Origin of the sequence: Flavobacterium granuli (genome assembly GCF_031456055.1) — a bacterium.
GTDB classification, from domain to species: Bacteria; Bacteroidota; Bacteroidia; order Flavobacteriales; family Flavobacteriaceae; genus Flavobacterium; species Flavobacterium granuli_A.
In genome coordinates, this window is sequence record NZ_JAVDTX010000002.1 from 120,765 (window position 1) to 137,678 (window position 16,914).

12 protein-coding genes are annotated in these 16,914 nt (G+C 31.9%); 4 read left to right on the plus strand and 8 right to left on the minus strand.

Going from position 1 to position 16,914, the window contains the following annotated elements:
• Positions 1 to 98: 98 nt before the first annotated feature.
• Positions 99 to 2,552: an endopeptidase La gene (gene lon / locus J2W95_RS04790; RefSeq protein WP_310004485.1), complete on the minus strand. Its 2,454-nt coding sequence runs from the start codon at positions 2,550 to 2,552 to the stop codon at positions 99 to 101.
• Between the two features lie 297 nt (positions 2,553 to 2,849).
• Between lon and J2W95_RS04795 the strand changes: the two genes are divergently transcribed.
• From J2W95_RS04795 to J2W95_RS04810, 4 genes are read left to right on the plus strand one after another with little or no spacing between them, the layout of a single operon-like run.
• Positions 2,850 to 3,404 (plus strand): RNA polymerase sigma factor, encoded by a 555-nt coding sequence (locus J2W95_RS04795; protein WP_310004487.1) that lies wholly within the window; start codon positions 2,850 to 2,852, stop codon positions 3,402 to 3,404.
• Entirely contained in the window at positions 3,401 to 3,937 is a 537-nt protein-coding gene (locus J2W95_RS04800; protein WP_310004489.1) for an anti-sigma factor, read from the plus strand. Before J2W95_RS04795 ends, J2W95_RS04800 begins: the two co-directional genes overlap by 4 nt.
• A complete protein-coding gene (locus J2W95_RS04805; protein ID WP_310004491.1) occupies positions 3,921 to 4,991 on the plus strand; it encodes a DUF4097 family beta strand repeat-containing protein in 1,071 nt (356 codons plus the stop codon). The genes J2W95_RS04800 and J2W95_RS04805 overlap by 17 nt, the downstream gene beginning before the upstream one ends.
• Positions 4,992 to 5,047: 56 nt before the next feature.
• Positions 5,048 to 5,767, plus strand: coding sequence for a head GIN domain-containing protein (locus J2W95_RS04810; RefSeq protein ID WP_310004493.1), 720 nt, complete (start codon positions 5,048 to 5,050; stop codon positions 5,765 to 5,767).
• 32 nt (positions 5,768 to 5,799) lie between these two features.
• Here J2W95_RS04810 and J2W95_RS04815 read toward each other — a convergent pair whose 3' ends face one another.
• The 7 genes from J2W95_RS04815 to J2W95_RS04845 form a co-directional block, all read right to left on the minus strand.
• Entirely contained in the window at positions 5,800 to 7,125 is a 1,326-nt protein-coding gene (locus J2W95_RS04815; RefSeq protein WP_310004495.1) for an MFS transporter, read from the minus strand.
• 189 nt (positions 7,126 to 7,314) lie between these two features.
• Complete coding sequence (locus J2W95_RS04820; RefSeq protein ID WP_310004497.1) at positions 7,315 to 8,130, minus strand: M48 family metallopeptidase; 816 nt, start codon at positions 8,128 to 8,130, stop codon at positions 7,315 to 7,317.
• 109 nt (positions 8,131 to 8,239) lie between these two features.
• Positions 8,240 to 10,147 carry a 1,4-alpha-glucan branching protein GlgB gene (gene glgB / locus J2W95_RS04825; protein WP_310004499.1) on the minus strand — a complete coding sequence of 636 codons (1,908 nt, stop codon included), beginning with the start codon at positions 10,145 to 10,147 and terminating at the stop codon, positions 8,240 to 8,242.
• 32 nt (positions 10,148 to 10,179) lie between these two features.
• Positions 10,180 to 11,817 carry a maltokinase N-terminal cap-like domain-containing protein gene (locus J2W95_RS04830; protein ID WP_310004501.1) on the minus strand — a complete coding sequence of 546 codons (1,638 nt, stop codon included), beginning with the start codon at positions 11,815 to 11,817 and terminating at the stop codon, positions 10,180 to 10,182.
• On the minus strand, positions 11,817 to 13,751 hold the full coding sequence (locus J2W95_RS04835) for an alpha-1,4-glucan--maltose-1-phosphate maltosyltransferase (RefSeq protein WP_310004503.1): 1,935 nt from the start codon (positions 13,749 to 13,751) through the stop codon (positions 11,817 to 11,819). Before J2W95_RS04835 ends, J2W95_RS04830 begins: the two co-directional genes overlap by 1 nt.
• Before the next feature lie 289 nt (positions 13,752 to 14,040).
• Complete coding sequence (locus tag J2W95_RS04840; protein ID WP_310004505.1) at positions 14,041 to 15,321, minus strand: glucose-1-phosphate adenylyltransferase; 1,281 nt, start codon at positions 15,319 to 15,321, stop codon at positions 14,041 to 14,043.
• A complete protein-coding gene (locus tag J2W95_RS04845) occupies positions 15,318 to 16,742 on the minus strand; it encodes a glycogen synthase (protein WP_310004507.1) in 1,425 nt (474 codons plus the stop codon). The genes J2W95_RS04840 and J2W95_RS04845 overlap by 4 nt, the downstream gene beginning before the upstream one ends.
• Between the last annotated feature and the right edge of the window lie 172 nt (positions 16,743 to 16,914).

The window sequence follows — 16,914 nt, forward strand, 5'->3', positions numbered from 1 at the left end:
AATTAAAAAGAAAAAGAATAAAAAAGCAAATTCCAAATTCCAATTCCTAGTTTATTTAGGAGTTAGAATTTGGAATTTAAAATATTCAGAATTTGAATTTATTTCAAATCTTTTGCATTTTTAACTTTGTCTTTAGTTATGGCTAATTCTAAAACTTCGCTCATTTCTTTCACATAATGAAAGGTAAGACCTTCTAAATATTCAGCTTTTATTTCATCAATATCACTTTTGTTTTCATGACATAAGATGATTTCTTTAATATTAGCTCTTTTGGCTGCTAATATTTTTTCTTTGATACCACCAACAGGCAACACTTTTCCTCTCAAAGTAATTTCCCCTGTCATGGCCAAGTTTTTCTTTACTCGTTTTTGAGTAAATAAAGAAACTAAAGAAGTCAACATTGCAATACCGGCGCTAGGTCCATCTTTTGGTGTAGCTCCTTCTGGAACGTGTAAATGAATATTATATTTTGAAAGTATTTCTGGATTTAAACCCATTAATTCGGCATTGGCTTTAATGTATTCCAAAGCAATTGTGGCTGATTCTTTCATTACAGTACCTAAATTACCTGTAATTGTCATCATTCCTTTTCCTGGGGAAACTAAGGACTCTATAAAAAGAATGTCACCACCAACGCTTGTCCAAGCCAAACCTGTTACAACACCAGCAACCTCATTATTTTCATATTTGTCTCTTTCTAATCTAGGAACTCCAAGTACTTTTATAATATCTTCGTCAGTTACTTTTTTATTGTATTCCTCATCCATTGCTACTGATTTGGCAGCATTACGAACGATTTGAGCAATTTTATTTTCCAATCCACGAACACCAGATTCACGAGTATAGCCTTCTACAATTTTTTCCAATTGTTTTTTTCCAATTGTCAGATCTTTAGCTTTCAATCCGTGTGCAGCCAATTGTTTTGAAAACAAATGCTTCTTAGCAATTTCTACTTTCTCTTCAATTGTATAACCAGACATTTTTATAACCTCCATTCTGTCTACCAAAGCTGGTTGAATAGCAGCCATATTATTTGAAGTAGCGATGAACATTACTTTAGATAAATCATACCCCATTTCAAGGAAATTATCATAAAAAGCATTGTTTTGTTCTGGATCTAAAACTTCTAATAATGCCGAAGATGGATCTCCATTATGGCTAGAAGAAAGTTTATCTATTTCATCCAAAACAAACACTGGATTTGATGTTCCAGCTTTCTTTAAACTTTGAATAATTCGTCCCGGCATAGCTCCAATGTAGGTTTTTCTATGACCACGAATTTCAGCTTCATCACGTAATCCTCCTAATGAAATGCGAACATATTCTCTTCCCAAAGCCTCTGCAACAGATCTACCAATCGAAGTTTTACCAACACCTGGAGGCCCTGTTAGACAAATGATTGGAGACTTCATGTCATTTCTTAATTTAAGCACGGCTAAATGCTCAATCATTCTTTTTTTGACATCTTCCAGACCAAAGTGATCTTTGTCTAATATTTTTTGGGCGTGTTTTAAATCAAAATTATCTTTCGAGAATTCACCCCAAGGTAAATCTAAAAACATTTCCAAATAATTCCTTTGAATTCCAAAATCAGGAGCTTGAGGATTCATTCTTCGCATTTTAGACAATTCTTTTTCGAAATGTTTTAGCGTTTTGTCATCCCATTTTTTGCTTTTGGCTTTCACACTCATTTCGTCCATTTCTTCCTCCTGCGAAACACCTCCCAATTCTTCTTGGATGGTTTTCATTTGCTGATGCAAGAAATATTCTCTTTGTTGTTGATCTAAGTCAAAACGGACTTTAGATTGAATATCGTTCTTTAATTCAAGTTTTTGCAACTCGACATTCATAAAACGAAGGGTTTCCAAAGCACGCTCTTTCAATCCGTTTATCGATAATAAGTCTTGTTTTTCTTTTACCGATAAATTCATATTGGAAGAAACAAAATTGATTAAAAACGAAGGACTTCCTATGTTTTTAATGGCAAATGTAGCTTCTGAAGGAATATTGGGACTTTCATTGACAATCTTAACAGCCAATTCTTTTACCGAATCAATTATCGCATTGAATTCTGAGTCTTTTTTGGTTGGTCTTTTTTCAGGAACTTCTTTGATATTAGCTGTAAGATAAGGCTCTTCCGAAGCCACTTCTGTAATTTCAAAACGTTTTTTTCCTTGTAAGATTACTGTAACATTACCGTCAGGCATTTTTAAAACCCTTAGAATTCGAGCTACAGTACCTATTTTATGAATATCATCAAATTTAGGATCTTCATCTTCTTCATTGATTTGAGACACTACTCCTATTACTTTTCCAGCAGCATTGGCATCGTTAATCAATTTGATTGATTTATCTCTTCCAGCCGAAATCGGAATAACTACTCCAGGAAATAAAACCGTATTACGTAAAGGTAAAATAGGTAAAGAATCAGGTAATTCTTCATTATTCATTTCTTCTTCATCTTCTGGAGTCAATAATGGAATTAATTCGGCTTCAGAATCAAATTCTTGAAGTGACAGATTGTCAATAGTAAGTATTTTATGATTTGACATAGTAGTATTTAAGTCTTTTTGTCATTAATTTTTTAAATCGGAACGCAAATATAAGGTATCGCAACAATATTTCAGGCTAATATCGATGTATAAATACAGTATAATATTGAGCTATAAAATAAGGCAATCATTATGCCAAAATCAAATCAGATTTGAATTATTATCCAATTGTGTAGCTAATTTTTGGTTTAAGCTGTTTTTTGTTTAAGATAAAAATGAAAAAAAAATAAACTATTTTTATAAAACTGTAACAAACCAAAAAATTTCATGTCTTTACTACAAATCATAACTATTTAATTGAATCTGACCAGTCAAAATATCGAAGAATTAATTTCGCTTTGCAAAGAGAATAATCAGAAAGCACAATTTGAGATTTATAATCGCTATTGCAAGGCGATGTATAATGTGGCCTATCGAATTGTGAAAGATGAGCACTTTGCCGAAGACGTAATGCAAGAAGGCTTTTTGAAAGCGTTTACCAAAATAAACGATTTTAAACAAGAAGTTGCCTTTGGAGCTTGGTTGAAACGAATAATAGTTAATTATAGTATTGATTTTTACAAAAAGAATAATTCATTTAAAACAGAAGATTTTGAAAAAACACTTTACAAATTAGAAGAATCAGAAAATGATTTGGAAGAGAAATTAGATTTTAATGATCTAAAAGTCAAACAGGTTTTGGACGCTATTCAGTCCTTGAAATACAATTACAGCATGGTGCTTACTTTATTCTATATTGAAGGTTATGATCAAGAAGAAATAAGCGAAATTCTTAAAATTAGTTATGCCAATTGCAGAACAACATTAAGCAGAGCTAAAGAAAGTTTAAGAAAAAAATTAAATGAGTTATGAAAAATGAAAATGAAAAATTAGATCAATTATTTGAAAATTTAGAAAATCAATGGGATGTTCATGAAATGGATAGCCAACATACAAATAGGTTTTCAGAAAAATTGGCTCTTAAAAAAAGGAAAAAGAATTTTGGGTTTTTATACGCCATCGCTGCTTCGGTAGTTGTATTGCTGGGAATTACTTTGTTTTATCCTAAAGCGGATAATCACAAAGAACTGAAATTTGCCTCCAAAGAAACTAAGCAAACGGATTCTATTTTTACCGTTTTGATTGAACATCAACTGGATCAAATTAAAGCTAAAAAATCGCCTGAAAACGAAAAAATAATAAATGATGCCTTGCATCAAATGAAATCGCTGGATAGCGATTATGAAAAAATCATGCACGAATTAGAAGTTAACGGTGAATGTAAACCTATTATTTATGCAATGATCAGTAACCTACAAACCCGAATTTCATTTCTGCAGAATGTTTTGCAACAAATTGAAGAAACAGAAAAACTTAAAGATTTAAAAAATGAAAAAACAATTTAACATACTGCTTTTAACCCTTTTACTAATTCCTTTTTTGGGATTTTCGAATGATGATTTTAATTATACTAAACAAAAAGTCATCAACAAAGCCTACATTGTGAATAGCGACGCCGGGATAAATATCGACAACTCTTATGGAAGCATTTTTGTTACTACCTGGAATGAGGATAAAATTGAGATTGAAGTTCTCATCAAGGTCAGTGGTGATAATGAGAAATGGGTTAACCAAAAATTAGCTGGAATTGATGTGGATTTTATAGCCTTGAAAAGCATGGTTAGCGCCAAAACTGTTTTTGGAAACACAAGTACTAAAAACAATGGAAGAAATAACAATTTTGAAATCAATTACACTATAAAGATTCCTAAAAATGGAACAGTAAAATTGAATAATAAGTACGGAAATATTGGTACTTCAGATCTTTTTTCTACAACTGATATCAATTGTAAATACGGTAAAATTAATTTAGGGAAGCTTAATGGAAACAGTAATACAGTACAAATTAGCTATTGTTCAAGTTCTACTATTGAATACTTGAAAAATGGTATGATTACCTCAAAATACTCTGGATTGAAAATGAATGAGGTTTCTAAACTTGATTTACTTTCGGATTATTCTGAAATTGATATCAATGAAGGTAATGATGTAAAATACAACAGTAAATACGGTAGTGTTAGAATTAAAAAAATCAATTCATTGGATGGAAATGGAAATTATCTGACTATTGATGTAGGTTCTGTTTCAAATCAATTGAAGTTAAATACAAAATACAGTAACATCTCAATTGATGCCATGCAAGCCAAAGCTAATAATATAAATATAGTGGCTGGATATACGGGTGTGGATATTGGTTTTCAATCTAATTATAATTTTGATTTTGATATATCGGTAAGATATGGCGACTTTAAATATGATAATGAATTGACTGTAAATTCCAAGGAAGAAACTAATTATACTAAAAGAGTCAGTGGTTTTTATAAGAAAAAAGGAGAAAATAAAATTTCAATTACATCCGATTACGGTAATGTAAAATTGTATAAAAAGGAAGTTCAATAACAGTTTCAATCATAATATCAAATTCAAAAATCACGTTCAATTATAATTTTTAATCTATGAAAAAATCAGTTTTATTAGTTGTTTTTAGTGCTTTGTTTTTTACAACAATTGCAAATGCACAATGGTCAAGAATAAAAGGAAACGGAAAAGTAATTACCGAGAAGAGAACTACTGCAGGATATGACGAAATAAATGTTTCCGGTTTTTTTGATGTGGTATTGGTATCTGGTACCGAAGGTGCAATATCCATTCAGGGTGAGGAAAATATACTTCCTTATATCAAAGTTGAAGTTGAAGGAAATATATTGAAAATTTATACCGAAAAAAATATCAATATTGAGACTAAGAGAGATATTGTTTTGACAGTTCCATTTGAACAAATAAGTTTTGTTTCACTTTCTGGATCTGGAGATGTTAAGTCAAAAAACACGATTGTTGGTTCTAAATTCGTAGCTAAATTATCGGGCTCTGGTGATTTGACTTTGGATGTTAAGACAACTGATTTTGAATCTAATTTAAGTGGTTCTGGAGATGTTGTTTTAACAGGAAGTTCTGATAATTTTGTTTCAAAAACTTCTGGTTCTGGAGATGTGGACGCTATTAATTTGACAACAAAAAATGCAAATCTGACGATTTCAGGTTCAGGTGATATGAAAGTAAATTGCAGCCAGAGTTTATTTGCAAGAGTTTCGGGATCTGGTGATATTCAATACAAAGGAGATCCTCAAACAAAAGATACGAAAGTGAGTGGCTCGGGTGATATTTCAAAAGTATAATTAAATGAAATTTTATAGACTATTGAGAGGCTTTATTTTAAAGCCTCTTTTTTTGTAACTCTTCTTAATAAAATAGCACCAACTATAAAAAGTATCCCAAAGAAAACAATTGCTAGTCTTGGACTTCCAGTAATTTGATCAATTATGCCGTACACACACATTCCAATTACAATTCCAATTTTTTCGGTAACATCATAAAAGCTAAAAAATGAAGCCGTATCTTCTGTTTCTGGCAAAAGTTTGGAATAAGTAGAACGGGATAATGCCTGAATTCCTCCCATTACAAGTCCTACTAGCGCTGCCATGATATAAAACTGATTTGGAGTTACTATATAATAAGCAGCAGAACAAAGGATGACCCAAAAACAATTGATTACAATAAGGGTAGGTATATTTCCAAATTTTGCAGAAGCTTTTGATGTTAAAATTGCTCCGATTACAGCAATAATTTGTATTAATAAAATACATATAATTAAACCTGTTTGGCTTTGGCTTGCGGACTCCCAAGCGATTTCTTGAGAACCAAAATAAGTAGCAATAAGCATTACGGTTTGAACAGCCATACTGTAAACAAAAAAGCTAAGTAAATATCTTTTCAATGGAATGTTGGCTTCTAATAAGCCCCAAACTTTTTTTAATTCTTTAAAACCATTAAAGACAACAGCTTTGGTTACTTTTTGGTCTTTACTTTTATTTCCTTTTGGCAAAAAATAATAGGTATATTGACTGAATAGAATCCACCAAACTCCAACCATTACAAAAGAATATTTCATTGCTTTCATTGCTGCTTCACCTTTACTTCCAGTAATCCCAAAAGTATCCGGCATCATTACCATAGCAAGATTTACTATTAACAAAATCACACTCCCAATGTATCCAAGAGAATATCCTTTGGCACTTACGGCATCTTGTTGTTCGCTAAAAGCAATATCAGGTAAATAAGAATTATAGAAAACCATACTTCCCCAAAAACCTATTAAACCGAAAAAGTAAAAAAATAATCCAACATAAATATTTTCTAAGCTAAACCAATATAGACCAATGCAGGAAAGAGCTCCTGTATAGCAAAAAAGCTTTAAAAAGAACTTTTTATTCCCAACATAATCGGCAATTCCAGATAAAAAAGGAGAAATAATGGCAACCATCAAAAAAGCCCCAGCAGTAACAAAGCTAATTAATGCAGAGTTTTTTAAGCTCATTCCGAAAACCTCAATATAATGATCTCTTTCAGAAAATAAAGCCTCATAAAATATAGGAAATATAGCCGATGAAATCACCAATGGATATACAGAATTTGCCCAATCATAAAATGCCCAAGCGTTTAGTAGCTTTTTACTTCCTTTTGCTAAATCTGCCATATATGTTTATTTTTTATTTGCGAATTTATTTATTTTTTAATTGTAAAAACAATAAATACTGCTTTTTCACATATTAATCTTTTAATAATAAATCATTACTATTATTGCATTCAATATGATTTAAAAAAGGCCATTCTTTTAAGAATAGCCTAAATAATTTATAAAAATTACAATAATTACACTTGGCAATTATTTGTAGGATGCATTAACTTTTGCAGCAGTTGCTTTGGCTTCTGGGATCAAAGCCTTTAAATTTGCCATCCTTGTAGCATCTGATGGGTGTGTACTTAAGAATTCTGGAGGTGATTGTCCTCCTGACTGTGTAGCCATTCTTTGCCAAAAAATAATTGCATCGTCTGGATTGTATCCCGCTATTGCCATTAAGGTAAGTCCAATTTTATCAGCTTCACTTTCATGATTTCTACTAAACGGAAGCATTACTCCAACCTCAGAACCTAAACCATAATATTGTTGCCACATTTGTTGTTTTTCAGTACTTTGCTGACCTGTAGCAACAGCAACACCTACCGCACCTAATTCCTGTAATTGCGATGCACTCATTCTTTGTGCACCATGATTGGCCAATGCATGCGAAACCTCATGTCCCAAAACTGTTGCTAAACCAGCTTCATCTTTAGTTATTGGTAAAATCCCAGAATAAACAACGATTTTTCCACCTGGCATACACCATGCATTAACTTCTTTACTCTCAATTAATTTATATTCCCATTGGTACCCATTCAAATACCCTGTTTGTCCCAAATAAATTGCATATTTTTCAGCTGCGGATTTAATTTTTAATCCAATCATTTCTACCAATTTTGCATCAGCTGTTCCTGAAATTATTTTGTTTTCTTTTAAAAATGCTCCATACTGTTGAAATGAAGATGGAAACAACTGACTATTAGAAACAAAATTAAGTTCTTTCGTTCCTGTCATCGGATTTGTTGCACAAGAATAAATTATGCTAATTATAGCTACTCCTATTAATAAATATTTTTTCATAATCTTATTGTTAAATATCTATACAAAACTGCAACTTTTATTAGTTTATTATTTTACATAATTAAATTCAAAAGTATCAACTTTCCGATAACTATTAAAAAATATAAATCTAGGATATCTTAAAAACTACTACACTTAATGGCGGAAGCAATAATGCAGTAGAATATTCTTTTCCATCATACGGATTGTTTTCTATGGATAGTTTTTTGCTATTTTTCACTCCACTGCCACCAAAATCTGTATTATCACTGTTGAATAATTCTACAAGTTTTCCTGTTTTGTGTATGCCTATTCGGTAATTCTCACGAACTACCTGAGTGAAATTAAGAACAACTATTAAATCGTCTGCAGGATTATTACCTTTTCGAATAAACGACATCACAGCATTTTCATGATCTGAATAGTTAATCCATTCAAAACCATCATGGCTAAACTGTTTTTCGTGTAAAGCTGGCTCTGTTTTGTACAATTTGTTGAGTTTGGTGATAACCTTTTTTATACCATTGTGAAAAGGATATTCTAATAAATGCCAATCTAGACTACTTTCAAAATTCCATTCGCTACTTTGTCCAAATTCAGCTCCCATAAACAATAATTTGGTTCCAGGATGCGTGAACATATAGCCATAAAGCAACCTTAGATTTGCGAATTTTTGCCATTCGTCACCAGGCATTCTTCCTGCAATAGATCTTTTTCCATACACCACTTCATCATGTGAAAGTGGTAACATGAAATTTTCTGTGTAGGTATAAGTCATAGAAAATGTCAAATCATTTTGATGGTATTTTCGATAGACTGTTTCTTTTTGGAAATATTCTAATGTATCGTGCATCCAACCCATCATCCATTTCATCCCAAAACCTAATCCTCCTACAAATGTGGGTCTGGAAACCATCGGGAAAGAAGTACTTTCTTCGGCGATTGTTTGTACACCTTCGTAATTAGAATATACAGCTTCATTAAAATCTTTTAAGAAGCTAATGGTATCCAAATTTTCTCTTCCACCATAAATATTAGGTTCCCACTCCCCTTCTTCTCTAGAATAATCCAAATATAACATCGATGCAACAGCATCTACTCTAAGTCCATCTATGTGATAATGTTGCAACCAAAATAACGCATTACTGATTAAAAACGAACGAATTTCATTTCGTCCATAATTAAAAACTAAACTTTTCCAATCAGGATGATACCCTTTTCTACGATCTGGGTGTTCAAATAAATTGGAACCGTCAAAAAAACCTAAACCATGTGCATCATCCGGGAAATGAGATGGAACCCAGTCTAAAATTACCCCAATACCTGCTTGATGTAATTTATCAACCAAAACCATAAAATCCTGAGGATTTCCAAAACGGGATGTAGGCGCAAAATAGCCTATTAATTGATAACCCCATGATGGATCATAAGGATATTCCATAACTGGCATGAACTCTACATGAGTAAATCCGGTTTCTTTTACATATTTTACAAGATCTTCGGCAAATTCTAAATAAGTTAAAAAACGATTTTCCTCTCCATGTCTTTTCCACGAACCTAAATGAACTTCATAAACTGAATAAGGTTTATCTAAGTCATTATGCTCTTTGCGGGTTTGCATCCATTTTTTATCTTTCCATTTATAGTCAAGATCCCAAATAACAGAAGCTGTATGAGGTGGTTTTTCGCAATAAAAAGCAAATGGGTCTGCTTTTTCGGTGATGATTCCACCATTGTTGGATTGTATTTTATATTTATATGTAGTTCCTTGTTCTAATCCGGGAATAAACCCTTCCCAAATTCCAGATGAATCCCAACGTACCTGCAATGGATGTTCTCCTTGTATCCAGTAATTGAAGTCGCCAATTACTGAAACCGTTCTTGCCGATGGTGCCCATACGGCAAAATAAACCCCTTTTACGCCATCAACTTCAATAATATGTGCTCCTAATTTTTCGTAAAGTCTATAGTGTTTCCCGGCTTTGAATAAATCAATGTCAAAATCTGTAAAAAGCGAATAGGTTTGTACTTTGTTCATTTTTTGTATTTTATTTTCTTGTGAAATTGTAATCAACTAACTTTATTAAACCCCATTATACTGGCAATTCCTGTCAACGGAATTACTGACCATCTCGGTCTAGAATTTAATTCATAACCCAATTCATAAACTGCTTTTTCCAAAAGGCAATATTTCAATAAAAAATCAATTTCTTTTATGTATCCGATGTTTAGATTACCACCTTGAGCGACTTCGGTGTACGTATTAAGAAAAACACCAACAAAATATTTATATAAAATTTCGCCAGCTTGAAAAAGTTCTTCTTGTTCATAAGGATATTTATCATTACTGTTGAAGATCGTGGCATAAATTGCATAATGAAAAGAACGAAACATTCCTGCAACATCTTTTAAAGGAGGTTGTTTTACTTTTCGATCTCGAATAGTGCTTTCTGGCTCACCTTCAAAATCAAGAATATAAAAATCATCTCCATTCACTAAAACTTGGCCCAAATGATAATCTCCATGAATACGAATCCTTTCCGATTTCATTTGTGTCCAGTCAAAATCAAGGAATGCTTTTCTAATTTCTTTTTTATGATCTAAAAATTGATTGGCCAACTCTAAAGCTAAACCATCCAATTTGTGCAAATTATTTTCCAAAATATTCAAGCGGTTTTGAAATTGATAGGTTAATCTATTTTTTAACCAAACAGAGTAATCTCCATTATAAGTAAGTGGTGTGAATGCTGTTTCGTGAATATCACTTCCTAATGCGATATGCATTTCGGCAGTTCTAGTAGCCAAAGTTTGAATTTTTAGAAAAATACTTAAACCAGCCCAATCAATGATTTCATGAGGTACATCATTTAGTTTTAATCTTTTAAATAAATCGATATCTGGAAGTTTTCCGACTGAGATTTTTTTGGTATTTAAGTTGTCAAAAATTCGATCTGCTTCTTCTAGCATATATTTCCATGCGTCTCCTTGATTTGGAACTAATTCTTGCATCAAACCAAGAGTAATATTCCCGTCAGATGATACTATGCTAATACTTCCTGTATAAGCCGGTGAATGTTTAAAATTCATTCTTTCAGTAAGAAAACGGCTGATTTCATAATCAGGGTTCATACTGATGTAAATTCTTCTGAAAATTTTTAAAACTAGATTGTCATTGTAGACAATGGAAGTATTACTTTGTTCCACTCCCATAAAATGAGATGAAATATATTCTTTAACATGTAATGCTTTTCCTTTGTGAAAGGTAACTTTTGACTCTTCATTTTTTTTAGAATGGATAATTTTATCAAAAAGTAATTTTCTAAAATCTTCTTGGTGTAAAGCATCCACAAGATATCCCTCCTTTTCATTCATTATAACTGGAGCAATAACGGTGTTAGTATCTAAATCTTCTTCAGACATAAATGCCAATGGCATAAAGTAATGTTGATAAAAGGCTTCTTTAAAATTAACTTCTAATAAAACGCCGTAATATGTATTTTCATTTGAAGCAATTTTAAAAGAATGTACAATCTCAATATATTTTAAGGTACTGGCTTTTCCTCCATACCATCTTTTATTGATAATATAATTTTCTAAAATATCGGAGGCGAAAATTTTAATAAAACTTTCGTCTTCAAAAGCATTATCCCAATCTGCATGAAAAATAAGTGGGTTTTTATATTCGGCTTCGTTAATTTTATCAACCATTATTTCTGAATTTTAAATAAATGAAAAGGCAATTCTGAAGGAAGTTCTACATAATTCCATTCATTATCCCATGAATAGAAATTTCCGGTAATCAAATCGGTGATTTCAATTTTATGTCTTTCCATTTTGTCAACAGGAAGTTTAATCATTGCTCTACCAGTATTATGAGAATCAAGGTTAACTATCATCAAAGTTTCATCTTGTTTATCATCATCAAATTTGTAATAAGCAATTACTTGATCATTATTGGTCTCACAAAAAACAATATTATTAGTTTGTTGCAACGAAATTTGTTCTTTTCTTATGGCATTGATTTTTGTAATTAGAGTGGTGAGTTTGTTTTGAATGTTCCAATCCCATTTGTAGCATTGATATTTTTCAGAATCGAGATATTCTTCTTTTCCTGGCGCCATTGGCGTACTTATCATGTATTCAAAAACAGGACCGTAGATTCCAACATTGGAACTTAAGGTTGCGGCCAGAAAGTATTTTTGCAAATGCATCGATTCGTTTGCATTTTGCAAAGCAAAAGGATTAATATCTGGTGTATTTGGCCAAAAATTTGGTCGATAAAATTCTTTTTGCTCTGTTTGAGTCAGCTCTTCTACATAGTCTGTTAATTCTTTTTTGGTATTTCTCCATGTAAAATAAGTGTAGGATTGACTGAAACCTTGTTTAGCCAATTCGTTCATAATTTTTGGACGTGTAAAAGCTTCTGCCAAAAATAAAACATCGGGATGCTTCTTTTTGATTTCAGCAATTAACCAACCCCAGAAATAAAAGGGTTTTGTATGCGGATTGTCAACCCTGAAAATTTGAATATTACATTCTTCAATCCAGAACAGTGCAACATCTAAAAGTTCTTTCCATAGGTTTTTCCAATCGGAGCTTTCAAAATAAATTGGTTGGATATCTTGGTATTTTTTGGGTGGATTTTCAGCGTATTGAACTGTTCCGTCCGGTCTCCATTTAAACCATTGAGGAAAATCTTTCACATAAGGATGATCAGGAGCAGCTTGTAAAGCATAATCCATTGCAACTTCGATTCCTAAATCTTGGGCTTTTTTTACCAATTCTTTAAAATCTTCAATCGATCCTAATTCTGGGTGGGTCGATTTGTGTCCACCGTGATGCGAACCAATTCCCCAAGGAGAACCAACATCGCCATATTCGGCATTTGTAGCATTGTTTTTACCTTTTCTATTAACTTCCCCAATTGGATGTATTGGAGGGAAATAAAGCGTGTCAAATCCCATTTCGGCAACTCTGGGAAGTAATTTTTCGCAATCTTTGAAAGTTCCGTGTTTCCCATCTTCGGATGAAGCAGAACGCGGAAAAAATTCATACCAAGTACTGAAAAGGGCTTTTTTGCGATCTACATATATTTCTAAATCTATCGATTTGTTTTCTAAAAAGCGTATTGGATATTTTTTGAAAATTCTGGTAAGTTCTTCAGATTTTGCTTCTCTAACTGCATTATCATATTCAGATTCTGTTGTGAAATAATAATTTAATCGATTGAGATATTCATTTTCGGAAGCATCAACAATATTGAGAATGGCTTGAACATATTCTGCTCCTTCCAGTAATTCTGATTTAACGTATTGATTGTCATTAATTTTTCGCTCTGTACCGTGTTGCCAGTTCAATGCATAATCAACCCATCCTTCTACGAAATAGACATATTTTCCTTGCTTCTCAACATGAAATTCAGCAAACCATTCATCATTTTGAGTATGAATCATTCGAACTTCCTGCCAATTATTTTCGGATTCATGTTTGAATTTTACGCAACATTGGATAACATCATGCCCATCTGAAAAAATTTCAGCGGTGACAAACACTTTTTGACCAATTATTCTTTTAATGGCAAAATTACCACTGTTAAGTTGTGGCAAAACATTTTCTATAATTATACGGGTTTGATTTTGCATGGTATTAGTTAAATTGAACATGTAATTTAGTAAATATTGAATATTTATAGAAACTAATTTTAAAAAATGCAGATATTCCATTAATTAGATTCATTAGACTTTGTTTATTGTGAATAATAAATCAAATTACATTAATTAGTAGTTTTTCTTTTGGATTAAAGTTGAATCAAAAACTACATTGCTTATAACTACTAATTACACCAAATCGAAAGTGCAATAAATTATACAGACGATTTGATATAATGAGTTTTCTTGTAATAAATATTTAAGAAAGATTTCCAGAGTGAAATTATTCTATTTTAAAATTATTTGGAATTATGGCTCCTTTTCGAATTACTATAATTCCTTCTTTTATGCAATATAAATCATTCGTAGTATCGGCTAAATGCTTTCCACCTTTTATATATACATCGTTGCCAATTCTGCTGTTTTTGTCTACAATAGCATTATCGATAAAACATCTTTCTCCAATTCCGATTACTGGTATATCATTTTCAATGTCATGCTTGATGTCCTCTATATTTTGATAAAAATCATTACCCATTACATAGGTGTTTTTAATCACTGTGTCCTCACCTATTCTGGATCTGTTTCCTATAACGGATTTTGTAATTTCTTTGGCACGGAGAATACAGCCTTCGGATATTACTGATTTTTCGATCATCGTTTTATGAAACTTCGAAGGAGGCAACAATCGCGGTCTTGTATAAATTTTATTGTTGTCATCGAATAAGTTGAATTGAGGAAGATCATCAGTTAGTCCAATATTGGCTTCAAAAAAGGAGTCGATATTCCCGATATCCGTCCAATACCCTTCGTATTGATAACTCAAAAGTTTTTTGTTTCCAACTGCTTGCGGAATGATTTCTTTTCCAAAATCTTTTGTTTCTGGATTAGACATCAATTCCACCAATAACTTTCTGTTGAAAATATAGATTCCCATTGAGGCCAAATAATGCTTTCCTAGGATTTTCATTTCATCGCTAACCTCTGATTTCCATTCAGGCAGTAATTCCTTGGCAGGCTTTTCTATGAAAGAAACAATACTGTTTTCCGAATTGGTCTTCAATATTCCAAACTCTGGAGCATCTTTGTCATTTACAGGCAAAGTTGCAATAGAAATATCGGCTCCAGCGTCGATATGGGCCTCAAGCATTGACCCGAAATCCATTTGATATAATTGGTCACCCGAAAGAATCAATGCATACTCAAAATCATGGTTCAAAAAGTGAGGCATACATTGCCTTACTGCATCGGCTGTTCCCTGAAACCAAGTTGGATTATCAGGTGTTTGCTCTGCAGCCAAAATATCTACGAACGATCGGCTAAAAATACTAAAATTATAAGTGTTTTTGATATGAGCATTCAAAGAAGCAGAATTGAATTGCGTCAATACAAACATTTTATAAATATCGGAGTTCAAACAATTTGAAATTGGGATATCTACCAATCGATATTTGCCTCCTATCGGAACTGCTGGTTTTGATCTACTGGCAGTTAAGGGATACAATCTAGAACCTTGCCCTCCTCCTAAAATAATAGCGACAACATTTTTTCTTTTACTTTTCATAATCTCTTTGCAATAATTAAATTATACAATTCAATATATTCTTGGCTAACGTTTTTCCAAGAATGGTCAGTATTCATTCCTTTTATTCTAATTTGTTTGATTTTTTCTTTATTTTTATATAAATCGACTGCCCTTTGTATGGAATCACAAATATCTTCAACTGAAACATTATCATGGCAAATTCCGTTTCCGTTTTCCTCCAAATCAATAATGGTATCTTTTAGACCTCCAGTTCTCCTTACTATTGGTATTGTCCCATATCGTAATGCATACATTTGATTTAAACCGCATGGCTCTACTCGAGATGGAATTAAAATAAAATCGGAACTAGCATATGTCTTATGTGCTAACTCTTCGTTATAACCAATATAAACACCGTAATTTCCATTATAAATAGAATGTAATTGCGTAAGTTGATTTTCTATTTCGACATCTCCGTAACCTAAAATTAAAATATTGATTTCTTCTTTAAAAACTGTCAAAGCTGATGACACTACCTTCGGAAGTAAATCGGCTCCTTTTTCATTGTATAATCTGCCAATGAAGCTAAAAAGCGGCTTTGTTGGATTCATATTGAAAAGCGCGCATAATTGCTCTTTATTTTTTTGTTTTCCTTCATCAATTGTTTCTGCTGAATAATTAATTTCTAGCATTGGATCTTTGTAGGGATCCCAAACATCAATATCAATTCCATTTAGAATACCTTTTGATTTGTGTCGAACCTGTTGAAATAATGTTTCCAGTCCAGTGCCAGAATGATTGATTTCATTTAGATAACTCGGCGAAACAGTGGTGATTTCATCTGCACATTTTATAGCTGTTGCCAAAGAATTGATACAATTTCCCCATTCTAATTCTTTTATGTTAATCAAATCAAATTCTGGTAAATAATACAATTTATTAAAAGTAAATATTCCTTGGTATAAACCGTTGTGAATAGTGATTAACACAGGAATATCTTTTAGTTTTTCATATTTTGGGCAATACTTTTTCATAAAAGGAATTAACCCTGTATGATGATCATGACAATGGATTATATCTGGCATCGAGTTCCGTCCTAAAATCCAGTCTAATGTTGCAATTTGAAATGATAAAAAGCGTTCTATATCATCTTTGTAATTATATATATTTGGTCGGTCAAAAAGTTCCGGTATTTCTATTAAATAAAGCTCATAGCCTAGTTTATTTGACGTTTCTTTTAATACGCTAAAAGGAAAATTAAAGTTACCTAATTTTAATTTACCCCAATGAACACATTCAAAATCATTTTCTAACCGAAATGCTGTTTGATAACAGGGAATAACGACACGGACCTTATTTTCTAAACCACTTTGGTATTTTGGTAATGATCCAATTACATCGGCTAAACCACCCACTTTGGCAACTGGGTAACATTCTGCTCCAATGTGAAATATTTCCATGAATTACCTTTTATTTTTGGTTTAATGATGATGTATTTAAATATCTCATTTGATTACAAAATTTAAAAATTTAATATTTTTACACTATTAAATTAAATTATATTAACATTAAATTTACTGTACTTTTATGTTTTTTAAATTTACTTAAAAAAAATTAATTTTTAAAGACATT